We start from the raw sequence: 14,455 nt of genomic DNA on the forward strand, positions 1-14,455 counted from the left end.
ATATGGGAAAAGAACGGATTCAACATTATATAGAAATGCACAGGGCCGCATTGGAGGAAATGACGCTGGATATCTGGAAACACCCGGAAGGTGGCTTTCGGGAAAAGCGGACGGCCGCAGTACAGGCGGAATATCTGAAACGTCTGGGAGCTCGGGTAACATTTCCCGTTTCCTGTGCGCCCACCGCATTTGTGGCGGAATACGGGAGCCAAAAACCGGTAATCGGCTTTCTGGGCGAACTGGATGCCCTGCCGGGATTCAGCCAGAAAGTGAGCGCCAGGAAGGAACCTTTAGAGGAAGGCGCCTATGGCCACGCCTGCGGCCATAACCTGCTTTCCTGCGGATCTTTGGCCGGATTTGCGGCGGTGATGGAAGTGATGAGGGAAGAAGGAATACCGGGTACGGTCAGATATTACGGGTGTCCGGCGGAGGAGAGTTTCGGCGGCAAGACATTTATGGCAAGGGAAGGGCTGTTTGACGATGTGGACTGCTGTATGAACTGGCATCCGTCAGGGGACGACGCCGTGGCGCTGACCCAGTCCAGCGCATTCGAGCTGCTGGAGTTTTATTTTACAGGCACTGAGGCCCATGCGGGAGCCAATCCCCATCTGGGAAGAAGCGCTCTGGACGCGGTGGAGCTGATGAATGTGGGCGCAAATTATCTGAGAGAACATGTGATAAGCGCGGCCCGCATCCAGTATATCATCACGGACGGCGGAAAAGCGGTTAATATCGTCCCGGGAAAGGCCTCCGTCCGGTATGCGGTGAGAGCGCCTCAGATCGGACAGCTTCAGGAGATTGTTGCCCGGCTGGCGGATGTTTCTAAAGGAGCGGCCATGATGACCGGAACAACTGTGCAATATCAGGTGAAGAGCATTTACCACAACCGGCTGCCAAATTATGCTCTCAGCGATCTGGTTTACGATAATCTGAAGGAATGTCCGTGGCCGGAATACACAAAAGAGGAGTTAAAGCTGTTTGACGACCTGGCGGCCACTTACCCGGAAGGCACGCTGAAACAGGTCTGTGAAGGGCATGGAGTATCGCCGGACGAGGTGACCCACTCCATGCTTCCAAAGCCGCTGAGGCGGGGAAATAAGTCCGTTACGGTAGGCGGTTCCACCGATGTGGGAGACGTATCCTGGATCACACCGACTGTAAACTTAACCGTGACCTGCTGTCCGGTGATGGTAAACGGACACAGCTGGCAGGCGTGTGCGGCGTATGGAAGCACGGCGGCGGCCAAAGGTATGACAAGGGCGGGACAGATTATGGCGGCATCCGCTTATGATCTGCTCACGGACAGAAAAGATGTGATCGAAGCCGCAAAAAAAGAACTTGAGGAGGATAAGGGAGAAAGAAGTTATACGCCGATTCCGGCGGATATGGTTCCGTCGTATGATGAGGATTAAAAAAGATTTGGAGGGAAATACATATGAGTGAAAAACTGTCGTCAACAAAAGACTTAAAACGGGTACTGGGTAAGAAAGAGCTGATGGGCATTGCCATCGGAAGCATTATCGGATCGGGTATTATGGTTCAGATGGGAACCGGTATTGCGCTTACAGGAAGGTCTGCCAACATCGCATTCCTGATTTCTACATTTTTTACGATCTGCAACCTGATACCTATGATTTTTGTATCCAGCTGCCTGCGTTTCCGGGGCGGTGACTATACGCAGATCGGGCTTTTTGCGGGAGAAAAATTCTCCGGCGCTTATACAATCGTTTATATCTTTAAAAATATTACAATCGCCATGTTTGCATTGTCGTTTGCGGATTATTTTCTGTCCCTGTTTCCGGGACTGCCGCATATGGCTGTGGCCATCGGCGTGGCAACCATTTTCTTTATCCTGAACTTTTTCGGAGTCAACATCATGGCTAAGGTTCAGAACCTGATGGTAGGCGTGCTGTTGTTTGCGCTTCTGCTTTTTGTAGTGTTCGGAATGCCGCACGTGGATTTTGCAAATTATTTTTCCAATGCGGACGGCAACTTTATGACAGACGGAGTTCCCGGTATTCTTTCGGCGGCGGCGACCTTAGGTTTTGCAACCGGAGGTGCGAACATGATCTTCAGTTTGTCTGCGGAATGTAAAAACCCGAAAAAGGATATTCCGTTTGTACTGATCGCATCCACACTTTCCGTAGCTATATTATACGGCCTGATTGCAACCGTGGCTTCCGGCGTTCTTCCGGTAGACCAAGTGGCAGGAAAATCCCTGACCGTAGTTGCAGCAGAAATTTTCCCAAGACCGCTGTATTTATTCTTCATCGTAGGCGGAGCATTATTTGCAATTTCAACCACATTGAATTCCAAACTGGGTTCTGTTACAAAGCCTTTAATGCAGATGTGTGAAGACGGCTGGTTCCCGAAATCCTTAGCGGACCTGCATCCGAAATACCGTACTCCATGGAAGCTTCAGCTTCTTTTCTATGTGGTAACCATCATTCCGATCGTGACAGGATTTAAGATCAACCAGATCACAACCATCGTGTTGATTATCGGTTATTGCATTACAGCATTAAATACCGTTATGTGTTTCAAGCTTCCTAAGATGTTCCCGGAAGCCTGGAAGAAATCCAATTTCCATATGCCGATGTACGCGTTCGGCGCACTGCTGTTCCTTTCACTGGGAGTGACCATCGTACAGTTCTACTCCAAGATGAGAGCCACAACCATTAAGATCGTGCTCTTGAATGTGATTACGATTGTGGTGGCATTTATATTCGCCCACCTGCGCTTAAAATCCGGTAAAGCCAAACCCACCATCTCCTACGAGGTCGAGGACGAGGCGTAAGGTACGCATCGGCCCCATACCTTCAGCGGGGCGGGGACGTGAAACGGCGGCGGATGGGAGCTGGCCCCTTGGGTTCGCCGGATGTGGGGCGGGGCATCGGTCAAAATCGGTGACTGTCTCCACGATGGAAGTGACTAAGCAAAAAAAGAGGAAAAACCGAAGGATCGCGCAAACTATGGTGAACTTTTTATAACTTCACCGCCGTGTGCGCTCGGATTCCGGCATGGAGCGCCGGAATCCGCCTTCGGTTTTTCCTCTTTTTCTGCTAAGTCACTTCGAATCGTTACGAAAGCCACCGGTATTGACCGATGCCCCGCCCCGCATTCGGCGAACCCAAGGGGCCGGCTCCCATCCGCCGCCGTTTCACGTCCCCGCCCCGCTGAAGGTATGGGGCCGATGCTGCTGGTTGGCGGTGGGAAGGGAAAAAGAGTGGAGGGATGGCAAGGGGGGGGATAGGAGGAGAAAGAGAATTGTTTTTGTTATGGATGGGGTGGTTTTTCGTTTGTATAGATATGGGATAAAATGCGACATTATTTTTGGAGGCGGGAGATTTTAAGTTTTCGTCAAAAAGTGCTATGATATTTGGTCGAATTTAATCTTTAACAATCTGTCGCCGGTGCCCTTGAAAACTGCTTTTCGGGAAAATCAGACGGCAGATGACGAAATGCGATAGGGGTAAAAATCCTGTCGGAATGTCGAATATTGCGACGGAATCACATTGCGGATTTTTAATTTCCGATACTATAATCAGTGTACAAAAAGGAACAAACAGGAGGAATAGGAGTATGGCAGAATTAAATATTGCAATTGCAGATGATAACCCACAGACGTTAGAGGTGCTGTGTGATATACTGGAAGGGGAAGAGGGTTTTAATGTTGTTGGCCAGGCTGACAATGGAGAAGACGCTTATAACATGATTTTGAAAACAAAGCCGGATGTTGTTCTTATGGATATTATTATGCCGAGACTGGACGGAATATCTGTGATGGAAAAGGTGAAAAACAACGATTCTTTGAAGAAGTCGCCGTCGTTTATCATGGTGACTGCGGCCGGAAGTGAGAATATGACCGAAGAAGCGTTCCGCATGGGTGCATATTATTACATAATGAAACCATTTTCCAGAAAGATGATTGTCACAAAAGTGCGTCAGGTAGCGGAAAAGGGAAGAAAAGACAGAATGACCTGTCTGGAGAATAAACGGATTAAGCCGTATACGGATAAATATGACTATATGGAGCAGAATCTGGAAAATGATGTCACAAAAATGCTTCATGAAATCGGCATCCCTGCGCATATTAAAGGATATCAGTATCTGAGAGATGCCATCGCAATCTCGGTTGCGGATCAGGAGATGCTCACATCCGTTACAAAAGTTTTGTATCCCAATATTGCCAAACAGCACCAGACTACGCCAAGCCGTGTGGAGAGGGCGATCCGCCATGCGATTGAGGTGGCGTGGAGCAGAGGTAAGATGGATACGATCAACGCAATTTTCGGTTATACGGTCAGCAATGGAAAAGGCAAACCTACGAATTCGGAATTCATCGCTTTGATTTCTGATAAAATCCGTTTGGACTATAAGAGATTATAACGATAAATTATCGTTTTCCACTTCCTAAATTCTCAAAAATATTGTATACTATCCCTAATGAGAGTCTGCGTATCAGCGGCAGACCGTTGGCGAGGGAGGTTTTCGCATGAAGAAGATATTGTTTATTGCTTCAGAAGCAGTGCCGTTTATTAAGACCGGAGGTTTGGCAGATGTAGTTGGTTCCTTACCCAAGTGTTTTGATAAAGAATATTTTGATGTTAGGGTTATGATCCCTAAGTACTTGTGCATAAAAGAGGAATGGCGCAGCAAGATGAATTATATCAGCCATTTCTATATGGATTATATGGGACAGAGCAGATATGTTGGGATTTTGGAATATGTTCATGAGGGAATAACCTTCTATTTTATTGATAATGAGGGATATTTTAATGGACCAAAACCATACGGCGACTGGCTGTATGACCTTGAGAAGTTTTCCTTTTACTGTAATGCGGCGCTGTCGGCGCTTCCGGTAATCGGCTTTCAGCCGGATATCGTACACTGCCACGACTGGCAGACAGGGCTGATCCCTGTATATTTAAAGGACCGTTTCCGCGGCGGAGAATTTTTCCGCAATATGAAGTCTGTTTTGACCATTCATAATTTGAAATTCCAGGGTGTGTGGGATGTGAAGACCATTCAGAGGTTTTCCGGCCTTCCTGATTATTACTTTACTCCGGATAAACTGGAAGCATATAAAGACGGCAATATGTTAAAAGGCGGCATCGTTTTTGCGGATGCCATTACGACCGTCAGTGATACTTATGCAGAAGAGATTAAGATGCCGTTTTACGGCGAAGGCTTAGATGGGCTGATGAGAGCCCGTTCCAACAGTCTCCGCGGCATTGTCAACGGCATTGATTACGATGAATTTAACCCGGAAACGGATGCCAGCATTGTCCAGAACTACAATGCGAAGACGTTCCGGAAAGAGAAGATCAAGAATAAATTAGCGCTTCAGGAAGAGCTTGGACTTCAGGTGGACGGAAAGAAATTTATGGTAGGAATCGTATCAAGGCTTACCGATCAAAAAGGTCTTGATTTGATTCAGTGCGTGATGGATGAGATGTGTACCGAAGACCTCCAGCTGGTTGTTTTAGGCACGGGAGATGAGAAGTACGAGAATATGTTCCGCCATTATGCGTGGAAGTACGGCGGCCGTGTTTCCGCCAATATCTACTATTCCGAACCGATGTCTCATAAGATTTATGCGGCGTGCGACGCATTTCTGATGCCGTCCCTGTTTGAACCCTGCGGTTTAAGTCAGCTGATGGCTCTCAGATACGGCACGGTGCCGATCGTCAGGGAGACAGGCGGCCTGAAGGATACCGTTGATCCATACAATGAATTTGAAAGCACTGGAACAGGATTTTCATTTGCTAACTACAATGCTCATGAGATGCTTGCAAGCATTAATTATGCGAAACATGTTTATTATGATAAAAAACGCGAATGGAACAAGTTAATTGACCGCGGCATGGCAAAGGATTATTCATGGAATGCATCGGCCCTTAAATACCAGGAGCTGTATGACTGGTTGATTGGATATTAATATATGAGAGGTTATAGGATGATGCGGGAAGAGCGGAAGCGCGCGAAAGAGTGGGCTTCCGACGAATCCTGGGTGAAGCAAAAAAAATATGAGGATGATCCGGAATATCTTGACTGCGTACAGGATATTTTGGAAAATCCGGTATTTCATTCAATGGATCAGTTTATCCAGCATGGCAATACTACCTGTAAGGCCCACTGCATTCAGGTGTCTTATATGAGTTATTGCATCTGCCGGAAGTTTAACTGGGATTACAGGCAGGCCGCAAGGGCTGCCTTGCTTCATGATCTGTTTCTATATGACTGGCACAGCCATGCCAGGGAGACGGGGAATCATTTTCACGGACTTACCCATCCGAGAGTGGCTATGGAGAACGCTTCCAGATATTTTAAACTTACGGAGATGGAGAAGAATATGATTCTCCGTCACATGTGGCCGCTGACACCTATCCCGCCGCGCAGCAGGGAAGGAATGTCCATCGTTTATGCGGATAAATTCTGCGGAATGGCGGAGGTGGCGGTTCATGCGAAGCGCTGGATGGTTCATGCACTGCATCAGGGACATATTGCATAGTACAGACTGCTTTTGGATATAGGAGAAAACCATGACTTTTTGGGAAGAGATACTGAGTAACCAGGTTTTAATCAGTGCGGTAACCGGATGGACGGTAGCGCAGGTATTAAAAACCATCATTGATTTTGCGCTTAATAAATCGTTTTCGGCGGAGAGAATGGTTGGGTCCGGCGGAATGCCGAGTTCTCATTCGGCCACCGTCTGTGCGCTGACCACATCTACGGCTTATCAGTACGGGGTGAGTTCGTTTGAATTTGCGATCTGCTTTGTGTTGTCTGCGGTTGTTATGTATGATGCGATTGGCGTGAGACAGGAAACAGGGAAACAGGCAAAGCTGTTAAATATCCTTCTGGAACAGGATTTTTTGAAGTTGAGCAACGTGGAGTTCCAGCAGAAATTAAAGGAATTTGTGGGACATACGCCTTTGCAGGTATTCGCAGGGGCAGTGCTTGGTATTTTGATCGCCCTTTTTATGAATTCGGTTTATTAGACGTTTGAGACGTTAAAAGGTCTTTTTTGTGTAAATTTAGGAGATCACAAACAACGGGAGGCTGAGCAGAAACAATTTGATTCTTTTTCGGGAATTGTAAGAAAAATTTCCTTGCAATCCAGGTTTTTCTATATTATACTGAACCCGTTAAGAATATGTTAAGGAAAAGAGGGACAGCCGTGACCATATATCATATGATCAATTGGTTTTTTGCTTTCAGTCTTATGGGATATCTGTTAGAATGTGTGGTTTTAAGCTATGAGAATAAAACGCCGGTATTAAACAGGGGATTCGGGCATGGTCCTTTTTGCATCATATATGGTTTTGGAGCGATAGGCGCCTGCCTGCTCCTTCAGCCGTTTGCAGACCAACCGGTTAAGCTGTATCTTGCCAGCATGATAATGGCAACCACGATGGAGCTGATCACAGCCGGAATGATGATTCACCTGTTCGGTTCTTTTTGGTGGGACTACAGTAAGAAATCCTTTAATTACAAAGGAATTATCTGCCTGCAGAGCAGTTTGGCATGGGGATTTTTAGGAATTTTATTCTTCCGTTTCCTCAACGGTTTTGTACATAGCATGGTGGGGAATATCCCTTACGGCTATCAGAAAAGAGTAGCGCTTTTCCTGCTTTTGTACTATCTGGCGGATTTTACTTATACCATGAGACTGCAGTTAAAATCTTCCGATGAAGATGACGACGATACTCCTATGGTGGGGCGTTTGAAAATTTATTAGATTTTTGGAAGTAAAAATCGGGGTGTCAGCCATTGCGGCTGATGCCCTTTTATGTTATTGTTTATAAGGAATAGAATGCTCTGTAACGCGAAAAAACTGCCAATCGCAGAATTTGGCGGATGTGCAGAAGATTGAGAGGTTTGAGATGATAAAATTAATAGTTTCTGATATAGACGGAACATTGCTGGAAGACGGAGGCAATGCGGTTAATCCGGAGTTATTTGATGTGATTTTACAGCTGAGAAAGCAGGGAATCCAGTTTGCGGCGGCCAGCGGCAGACAGTGGGCCAGCATTGAACAGGTTTTTAAACCGATCGATGAAAAGATTTTCTACTTGTCGGATAACGGCGCCTATATCGGATGCCATGGCAGAAATCTGTTTTTAAACACCGTGGACCGTCAGGTTGTGATGGACATGGTTGAGGATGTGAGAAAGAGAACCGATTTAGAAGTCATGGTCAGCGGTCCTGATGTGGTTTACATGGAGACAAAGAACCAGAGTTTTGTGGATTGGATGGTGGAAGGGTACAAATTCCGGGTGAAGATGGTGGAAGACCTTACAAAGGTGGAAGACCAGTTCATCAAGGTATCCGTATATAAAAAAGAGGCGGTGGAAGCCGGCACCGTGGAGTTAAGGGAAAAATATAAGGACAAGCTGAAGATGACCATATCCGGGGACATGTGGATGGACTGCATGGCAAAAGGGGTAAACAAAGGTGAAGCGGTAAAAGTGCTTCAGGAAAGCTTGGAGATCCTTCCGGAAGAAACCATGGCCTTTGGGGACCAGCTGAACGATATTGAGATGTTAAAACGGGCATACTACAGCTTTGCCATTGGAAACGCCAGGCCTGAAGTGAAAAAAACGGCCCGCTTTCAGGCGGATACCAATGTAAATGACGGAGTTTTAAAGATTCTAAAACTTCTTGTTGAAGAACAGTGAAACATGAACAGTAAGAAACGAGGAAGTACATGAAATTTATCCATACATCAGATCTCCATATCGGAAAAGTGGTAAACGGTTTCTCCATGCTTCAGGAACAGATTCATGCGTTAAACCAGATTACTGAGATAGCGTGCCGGGAGCAGGCGGATGCGGTTTTTCTCTGCGGAGATTTGTATGACCGGTCCATACCGCCCGCATTTGCAGTATCGGTTCTGGATGAGTTCCTGACAACTCTTGTCAACGCGGGGATTAAAGTCCTTTCCATAGCCGGAAATCACGACTGCGCGGAGCGGATCGGGTTTGCAGGACGGATTCTGGAACATAAGGGGCTTTATATGGAAGGAAGCCTGAAAGAGAGGGTCCGCTATGTGGATTTTAAGGACGGATCGGGAAATGTCCGGGTGCATATGGTTCCATACGCAAAGCCGGTTTTCGTAAAAGCCTTATACCGGACAGAGCTGGAAAACCATGAAGACGCCATGAATGAGATTCTGAAACACGTGGAGTACGATGAGCAGGGGGCGAATATCTTATTGGCCCATCAGTTTGTGGTCAGTCAGGGAAAGGAACCGGAATTATCCGATTCCGAGTCCAGGGTATCTGTAGGCGGCACGGACCAGGTGGAGGTCACCGATTTCGACGCATTCGATTATGTGGCTTTGGGACATATCCACGGCGGACAGCAGATTGGGGGAAAACCGGTCTATTATTCCGGCTCCCCGGTGAAATACTCCTTTTCAGAGGCGCATCATGAAAAGCATGTGCTGGTGGGGGAGATGACGTCAAAAGGGCTCATTTCCTTAAAAAAGGAGGCTTTAACTCCAATTCATGATATGAGAAAGATTAAGGGAAAACTGTCGGCTCTGATCGCTCCCGATGTTGCGGAACAGGAAGACTGCTTTGACTATATCCTGGCGGTTTTAACCAACGAAGAGGAACTGATCGATCCCATCGGCACCTTGAGAAGCGTGTATCCCAATGTGATGCAGCTTCAGATTGAGAAGCGGAATCAGGAGAGGGAAACGGAAACCTTTCATGCGGTGGAAGTGAATAAGAAATCCCCGTTTGAGTTGTTTTCCGACTTTTTCCGGGATGTGATGGGAAAGGAACTTAGTGAGGAACAGGCGGAAATGGCGGCAGAAGCCATTGAACAGGCAAAGGAGGCGGTGAATTGAAACCATTGTCATTGACACTTTGCGGCTGGGGGCCTTATAAAGAAAAACAAACGGTGGATTTCGGTAAAATCTGCAGGGAAGGCCTTTTTTTAATAACCGGACCTACAGGCGCGGGGAAAACCACTATTTTTGATGGAATTACATTTGCCTTATATGGGGAAGTGAGCGGAAGCATCAGGGAGAAGGACAGTTTGAGAAGCGATTTTGCCGTGCCGGAAACTCCCACCTATGTGGAACTTTCCTTTCTTCACAAGGGCATTGAATATAAAGTGTTCAGAAATCCCAGATATGACAGGCCAAAACTGCGCGGAGAGGGATTTACCACGGAAAATGAAGCCGGCCAGCTGTATGCCGGAGATGAGCTTTTAGCATCGGGCAGCAGCTCGGTAACGGAAAAGATAGAGGAACTGTTAGGTCTTGATTACCGCCAGTTCAAGCAGATTTCCATGATTGCCCAGGGGGAATTCCAGCAGCTTTTAACGGCCAGCTCCAAAGAGCGGACCCAGGTGTTCCGGGATATTTTCCAGACCAGGCTTTACGACTGCATCGCGTCGTCGCTGACTTCGGAGGTGAAGCGGATCTATGTGCAGATAGAAGAAAAAAAGCACAGGTCCGACGAGGTGGCATCCTCTATCCGGGTGGAAGGCGAAGCGTTTGCTGAGCTTTTAGGGAAAAAGAACCGGAATTACGGAAAGATTGTAAAGGCGGCCGAAGAGGAACAGGAACGTCTGGGAAAGATCAGGGAAGATCTGGAGCGGCTTTGGCAGGAACAGGAGACAGCTTATAAAAAGACGGTACAGCAGGCGGAACAGTGGAAGCACCGGAATTTCCTGATCCAGCAGTATGAAGAGGGATGTGCGCGGTTAAAGGAGCTGCGGGCGGAGCGGGATCGATTAAAAGAGGATGTAAAAGAGCTGGAAAAAGAGTTTAAAAAGCTTCCGGCAAGAAAGAAAAAACTGGAACAGTCCAGGGAACTTCTGCGGCTTTTGGCAGGCCAGCAAAAACAGCTGGCCCAGTGGCAGAAGCAGCAAAAGCTTTTAATGAAAAAGCAGGAAGAATATCTGAAGCTGGACGGCGCGGCAAAAGAAAAGAAATTAGAATATGAGCGCCTGGACGACAGGTATAAAAAGGCGTCTGCCGGGATTTTAGCCATGGATTTGGAGGAAGGGGTTCCCTGTCCTGTCTGCGGTTCCACGCATCATCCGGCTCCGGCCGGCATGGAGGCGGACGTTCCTTCGGAGAACCGGGTCAAAGAATTGAAAAAAATCTATGAAGAAGCCTGGAATAAGGCTATGGAGGCGCAGACCCAGGCAGCTTCCATGGTGGGCGCCCTGAAATCCTTAGAAGAGGGGCTGAAAGAATGGAATTTGGAAGACGGAGGCCAGGAGGCCGGGGATAAGCTGGCGGAGCGGATCAGCGAACTGGAAGCCTTTGCTTCAGAAGAAGAAAAGGAGATCAGGAAATGCGAAAGCGGCTATCAGAACGGAAACCTGCGCTTAGAAGGGCTGAAATCCTCCTGCGCGCAGCTGCGGTCTTCGCTGAAAGCGCCGCGGGAAAAGGAAAAAAAGGATGTGGGCAGTTTAAGCCGCACCCTGTCGGAGCTTGAGCAGGAACGGAGAAGGATCAACCGGGAAAAAGAGATGGCAGGCGCCCGGCTGGAAAATAATAAAAAGGCCATTTCCGTGCTGAAAAGCCATCTGTCTGAAAAGGAAAAGCTGGAACAGGTTTACGGCTCTCTTAGAGAGGTGGAGCGGGCGGCCAACGGATACAATAACAGAAATCTGGTGTTTGAGCAGTATGTGCTTTCCGTCTATCTGGACGATATTCTGCGGGCTTCGAATCAGAGGCTGACGGCTATGACGGAAGGGCGTTATGAACTGAACCGCCTTCCGGTAACCCGGGACCGCAGAAGCAAGGAAGGTATGGAGCTGGAAGTATTTGACCAGTACACGGGCAAAAAGAGATCGGTGAAAAGCCTTTCCGGAGGGGAGACCTTTAAGGCCGCTCTGGCATTGGCACTTGGAACTTCTGATGTGGTACAGCAGTTTGCAGGCGGAATCCAGGTGGAGACGCTGTTTGTGGATGAAGGGTTCGGAGCGCTGGACGAGGAATCTTTGAGCCAGGCGATCCAGATTCTGACCGCGCTGGGCGGCGGAGGAAGGATGATCGGAATCATTTCCCATGTGGAAGAGCTGAAAGAACGGATCGAACATCAGATTATTGTGGAGAAGCATAATCAGGGAAGCAGGATTGCTGCGGAAGAAATGAGGTTAGGATGAGAAAAGGTAAGGGATTGAAGCAGAAAGCCGCCATTATCCTGGCCAGCCTGATGCTGGCGGGGTGCGGAGGCAATCTGCCGAGCATGTCTGAGTTAAAGGAATCCAAAGGATATTCGGACGCTCAGACCATGATCATAATTACGACGGAAAAAAACCGGTATCAGGATGTATACACGGATCAGATATGGAGCGTTAAGGTGGACGACGAGGGAACCACATTTCAGACCTATCTTTTAAATGAAGTAAAAAATTTTATGATTAATATGAAGACCATGAACCTGCTTGCGGATAAGCAGGGGATTGAGCTGGATAATGCGGAAAAAGAAACGGTCAGACAGCTTTCCGAGGAGTATTTTACAGGGCTTACGGACAAAGACATCGCTTTTATGAATGTGACCCGGGAAGATGTGGAAAAGATGTATGAAGAATATCATCTGGCCAACAAAGTGGTAAATGAGCTGACTAAAGACCTGAACCTGGAAGTGAGCGACAATGAGGCAAAGGTAATTGAGGTCAATGAGATCGTCACTTCGGAAAGGGAAAAGGCGGAAGAGGCGTACCAAAAGCTTCAGGAAGAGGGCGTCAAGTTTGCGGATATAGCCAAGACGTATTCGGAAGAGGAAGAGATGAATCAGAAGATCGGCAGAGGAGATCTTGCAAAAGAGCTGGAGGACGCAGCATTTGGACTGATGGCGGGAGAGATCAGCCAGCCAATTGCTTCCGGCAGCAGGTATTACATCTTTCAGTGTGTCAATGATTACGATCAGAATGCCACCCAGGAGCGCAAAAAAGAATTGTTCAAAGAACGGAAAAACCAGGCGTTCCGCCAGGTCTATGATCAGTTTACGCCGGATAATCCCATAAAACTGGATTCAGAGGTATGGAACCAGCCGGCGTTTACAAAAGGTGACGGCACAACAACCACCAATTTCTTTGAATTATATCAGGAATATTTTCCTAATTAAGGCAAATTAAGCGTTAAAAAAGCAGCGGGTAACGGCTTCTAACGCTTCCTGGTCCCTGATGCCCATAACTTCACGGGCAGAATGCATGGCCAGGATCGGGACGCCGGCGTCTATGGTGCGGATTCCTAAGCAGGCGGAAGAGATGCTTCCCAACGTAGAACCGCCCTTGATGTCGGAGTTGTTGGAAAACTTTTTATAGGCGATCTGATGGTCGGCGCAGATGGATTCAATGACACCCACTGCCGCGGAATCTGTGGCATAAGCCTGGCTGGAAGCCAGTTTTAGGCAGAAACCGTCGTTTAGGTACACCTGGTTTTTAATGTCGCATTTTTCGCTGTGATTTGGATGAACCGCATGGGCCACATCTAAGGAAAGCAGGTAACCGCTCCACAGGCTGTTGAGAAGCGCTTCCTTTGTAAGGCCCAGGGAAAGGTACAGTTTTTCCAGCAAATGTTCCATCAGAGTGGAAGATGCGCCCTGTTTTGTCCGGCTTCCGATCTCTTCGTTGTCATATAAAGCGATCACGTTGATGCCTTGTTTTGGACGGCTGTTTATAATGCCTTTTAAGCAGGCCTGGACGGATGTGATGTTGTCCAGCCGGGGAGCTGAGAAAAATTCGTTGTCAAGGCCTAATTGGGTTCCCTCGTCATCATTGTAAATGCAGATCTCAAAGTCCAGAATGTCGTCCGGGGAGACGTCCGCCTCTTTTGCCAGAAGATCCAGGAAATAGTGGTCTTTATTCAGGGCATCGTTTATTATGGTAAGAAGCGGGAGCATGTCGGACTGCACTTTCAGCGCCACTCCGTTATTGACTTCCCGGTTCATGTGGATGGCTAAGTTGGGAATGGTGAGTACCGGGCGTTTGAAGTCCACAAAGCGGACTTCCGGCTGAAACGGATTTTCTCCTTTCAAACACAGTTTTCCGGCCATGGACAGAGGACGGTCCAGCCAGGTGCTCAAAATCGGCCCTCCATAGACTTCCACGTTCAGTTTTCCGTAACGCCCTGAAGTCACTTCAGGAGACGGTTTGATCTTCAGACATGGCCAGTCGGTATGGGAAGCGGCAATTCTTAAAAACGGCGTTTCTCCCAAAGTTTCGCTGATGGAAAATGCGGCCAGGGTGGAGTCGTATACATTTACATAATAAGAGCGGCCTGGGATTACGTTCCAGGGAGCGCTTAAAGTTAAGGGCTCAAATCCGGCTTCCAAAAGTCTGCGGGAGCTTTCTTTTATACAGTGATAGGGGGAAGTGGATGCCAGAAGCATCTGGTGCAGTTCCCGGATAGTGTCAGTTTCGTTCACAGGTAGGACCTCCTTTTTTATCTGAATATATTATCTGAATACCAGAT

12 protein-coding genes are annotated in these 14,455 nt (G+C 47.8%); 11 read left to right on the plus strand and 1 reads right to left on the minus strand.

Going from position 1 to position 14,455, the window contains the following annotated elements:
• Window positions 1-2: 2 nt before the first annotated feature.
• The 11 genes from C0033_RS14930 (at window position 3) to C0033_RS14980 (ending at window position 13,106) form a co-directional block, all read left to right on the plus strand.
• Window positions 3-1,412 (plus strand): amidohydrolase, encoded by a 1,410-nt coding sequence (locus C0033_RS14930; RefSeq protein WP_103228675.1) that lies wholly within the window; start codon window positions 3-5, stop codon window positions 1,410-1,412.
• 23 nt (window positions 1,413-1,435) lie between these two features.
• Window positions 1,436-2,797 carry an APC family permease gene (locus tag C0033_RS14935; RefSeq protein WP_103228676.1) on the plus strand — a complete coding sequence of 454 codons (1,362 nt, stop codon included), beginning with the start codon at window positions 1,436-1,438 and terminating at the stop codon, window positions 2,795-2,797.
• A 785-nt stretch (window positions 2,798-3,582) separates the two neighbouring features.
• Window positions 3,583-4,389: a sporulation transcription factor Spo0A gene (gene spo0A, locus C0033_RS14940; RefSeq protein ID WP_103228677.1), complete on the plus strand. Its 807-nt coding sequence runs from the start codon at window positions 3,583-3,585 to the stop codon at window positions 4,387-4,389.
• Between the two features lie 106 nt (window positions 4,390-4,495).
• Complete coding sequence (glgA, locus tag C0033_RS14945) at window positions 4,496-5,941, plus strand: glycogen synthase GlgA (protein WP_103228678.1); 1,446 nt, start codon at window positions 4,496-4,498, stop codon at window positions 5,939-5,941.
• A 3-nt stretch (window positions 5,942-5,944) separates the two neighbouring features.
• Window positions 5,945-6,514: an HD domain-containing protein gene (locus tag C0033_RS14950; protein ID WP_103228679.1), complete on the plus strand. Its 570-nt coding sequence runs from the start codon at window positions 5,945-5,947 to the stop codon at window positions 6,512-6,514.
• A 31-nt stretch (window positions 6,515-6,545) separates the two neighbouring features.
• Complete coding sequence (locus C0033_RS14955; RefSeq protein WP_103228680.1) at window positions 6,546-7,004, plus strand: divergent PAP2 family protein; 459 nt, start codon at window positions 6,546-6,548, stop codon at window positions 7,002-7,004.
• 194 nt (window positions 7,005-7,198) lie between these two features.
• Window positions 7,199-7,744: a putative ABC transporter permease gene (locus tag C0033_RS14960; protein ID WP_347501134.1), complete on the plus strand. Its 546-nt coding sequence runs from the start codon at window positions 7,199-7,201 to the stop codon at window positions 7,742-7,744.
• Window positions 7,745-7,889: 145 nt separating this feature from the next.
• Entirely contained in the window at window positions 7,890-8,684 is a 795-nt protein-coding gene (locus C0033_RS14965) for an HAD family hydrolase (protein WP_103228682.1), read from the plus strand.
• Window positions 8,685-8,713: 29 nt separating this feature from the next.
• Window positions 8,714-9,862, plus strand: coding sequence for an exonuclease SbcCD subunit D (locus C0033_RS14970; RefSeq protein WP_103228683.1), 1,149 nt, complete (start codon window positions 8,714-8,716; stop codon window positions 9,860-9,862).
• Window positions 9,859-12,141: an SMC family ATPase gene (locus tag C0033_RS14975; RefSeq protein ID WP_103228684.1), complete on the plus strand. Its 2,283-nt coding sequence runs from the start codon at window positions 9,859-9,861 to the stop codon at window positions 12,139-12,141. Before C0033_RS14970 ends, C0033_RS14975 begins: the two co-directional genes overlap by 4 nt.
• Window positions 12,138-13,106, plus strand: a complete 969-nt coding sequence (locus C0033_RS14980) for a peptidylprolyl isomerase (protein WP_103228685.1) — start codon at window positions 12,138-12,140, stop codon at window positions 13,104-13,106. Before C0033_RS14975 ends, C0033_RS14980 begins: the two co-directional genes overlap by 4 nt.
• Window positions 13,107-13,112: 6 nt before the next feature.
• Here the strand turns inward: C0033_RS14980 and C0033_RS14985 are convergent, their stop codons facing one another.
• Entirely contained in the window at window positions 13,113-14,408 is a 1,296-nt protein-coding gene (locus tag C0033_RS14985; protein WP_278320755.1) for a M18 family aminopeptidase, read from the minus strand.
• Between the last annotated feature and the right edge of the window lie 47 nt (window positions 14,409-14,455).

It is taken from the genome of Clostridium sp. chh4-2 (genome assembly GCF_002899675.1).
In the GTDB taxonomy this organism is placed as follows: Bacteria; Bacillota; Clostridia; order Lachnospirales; family Lachnospiraceae; genus CHH4-2.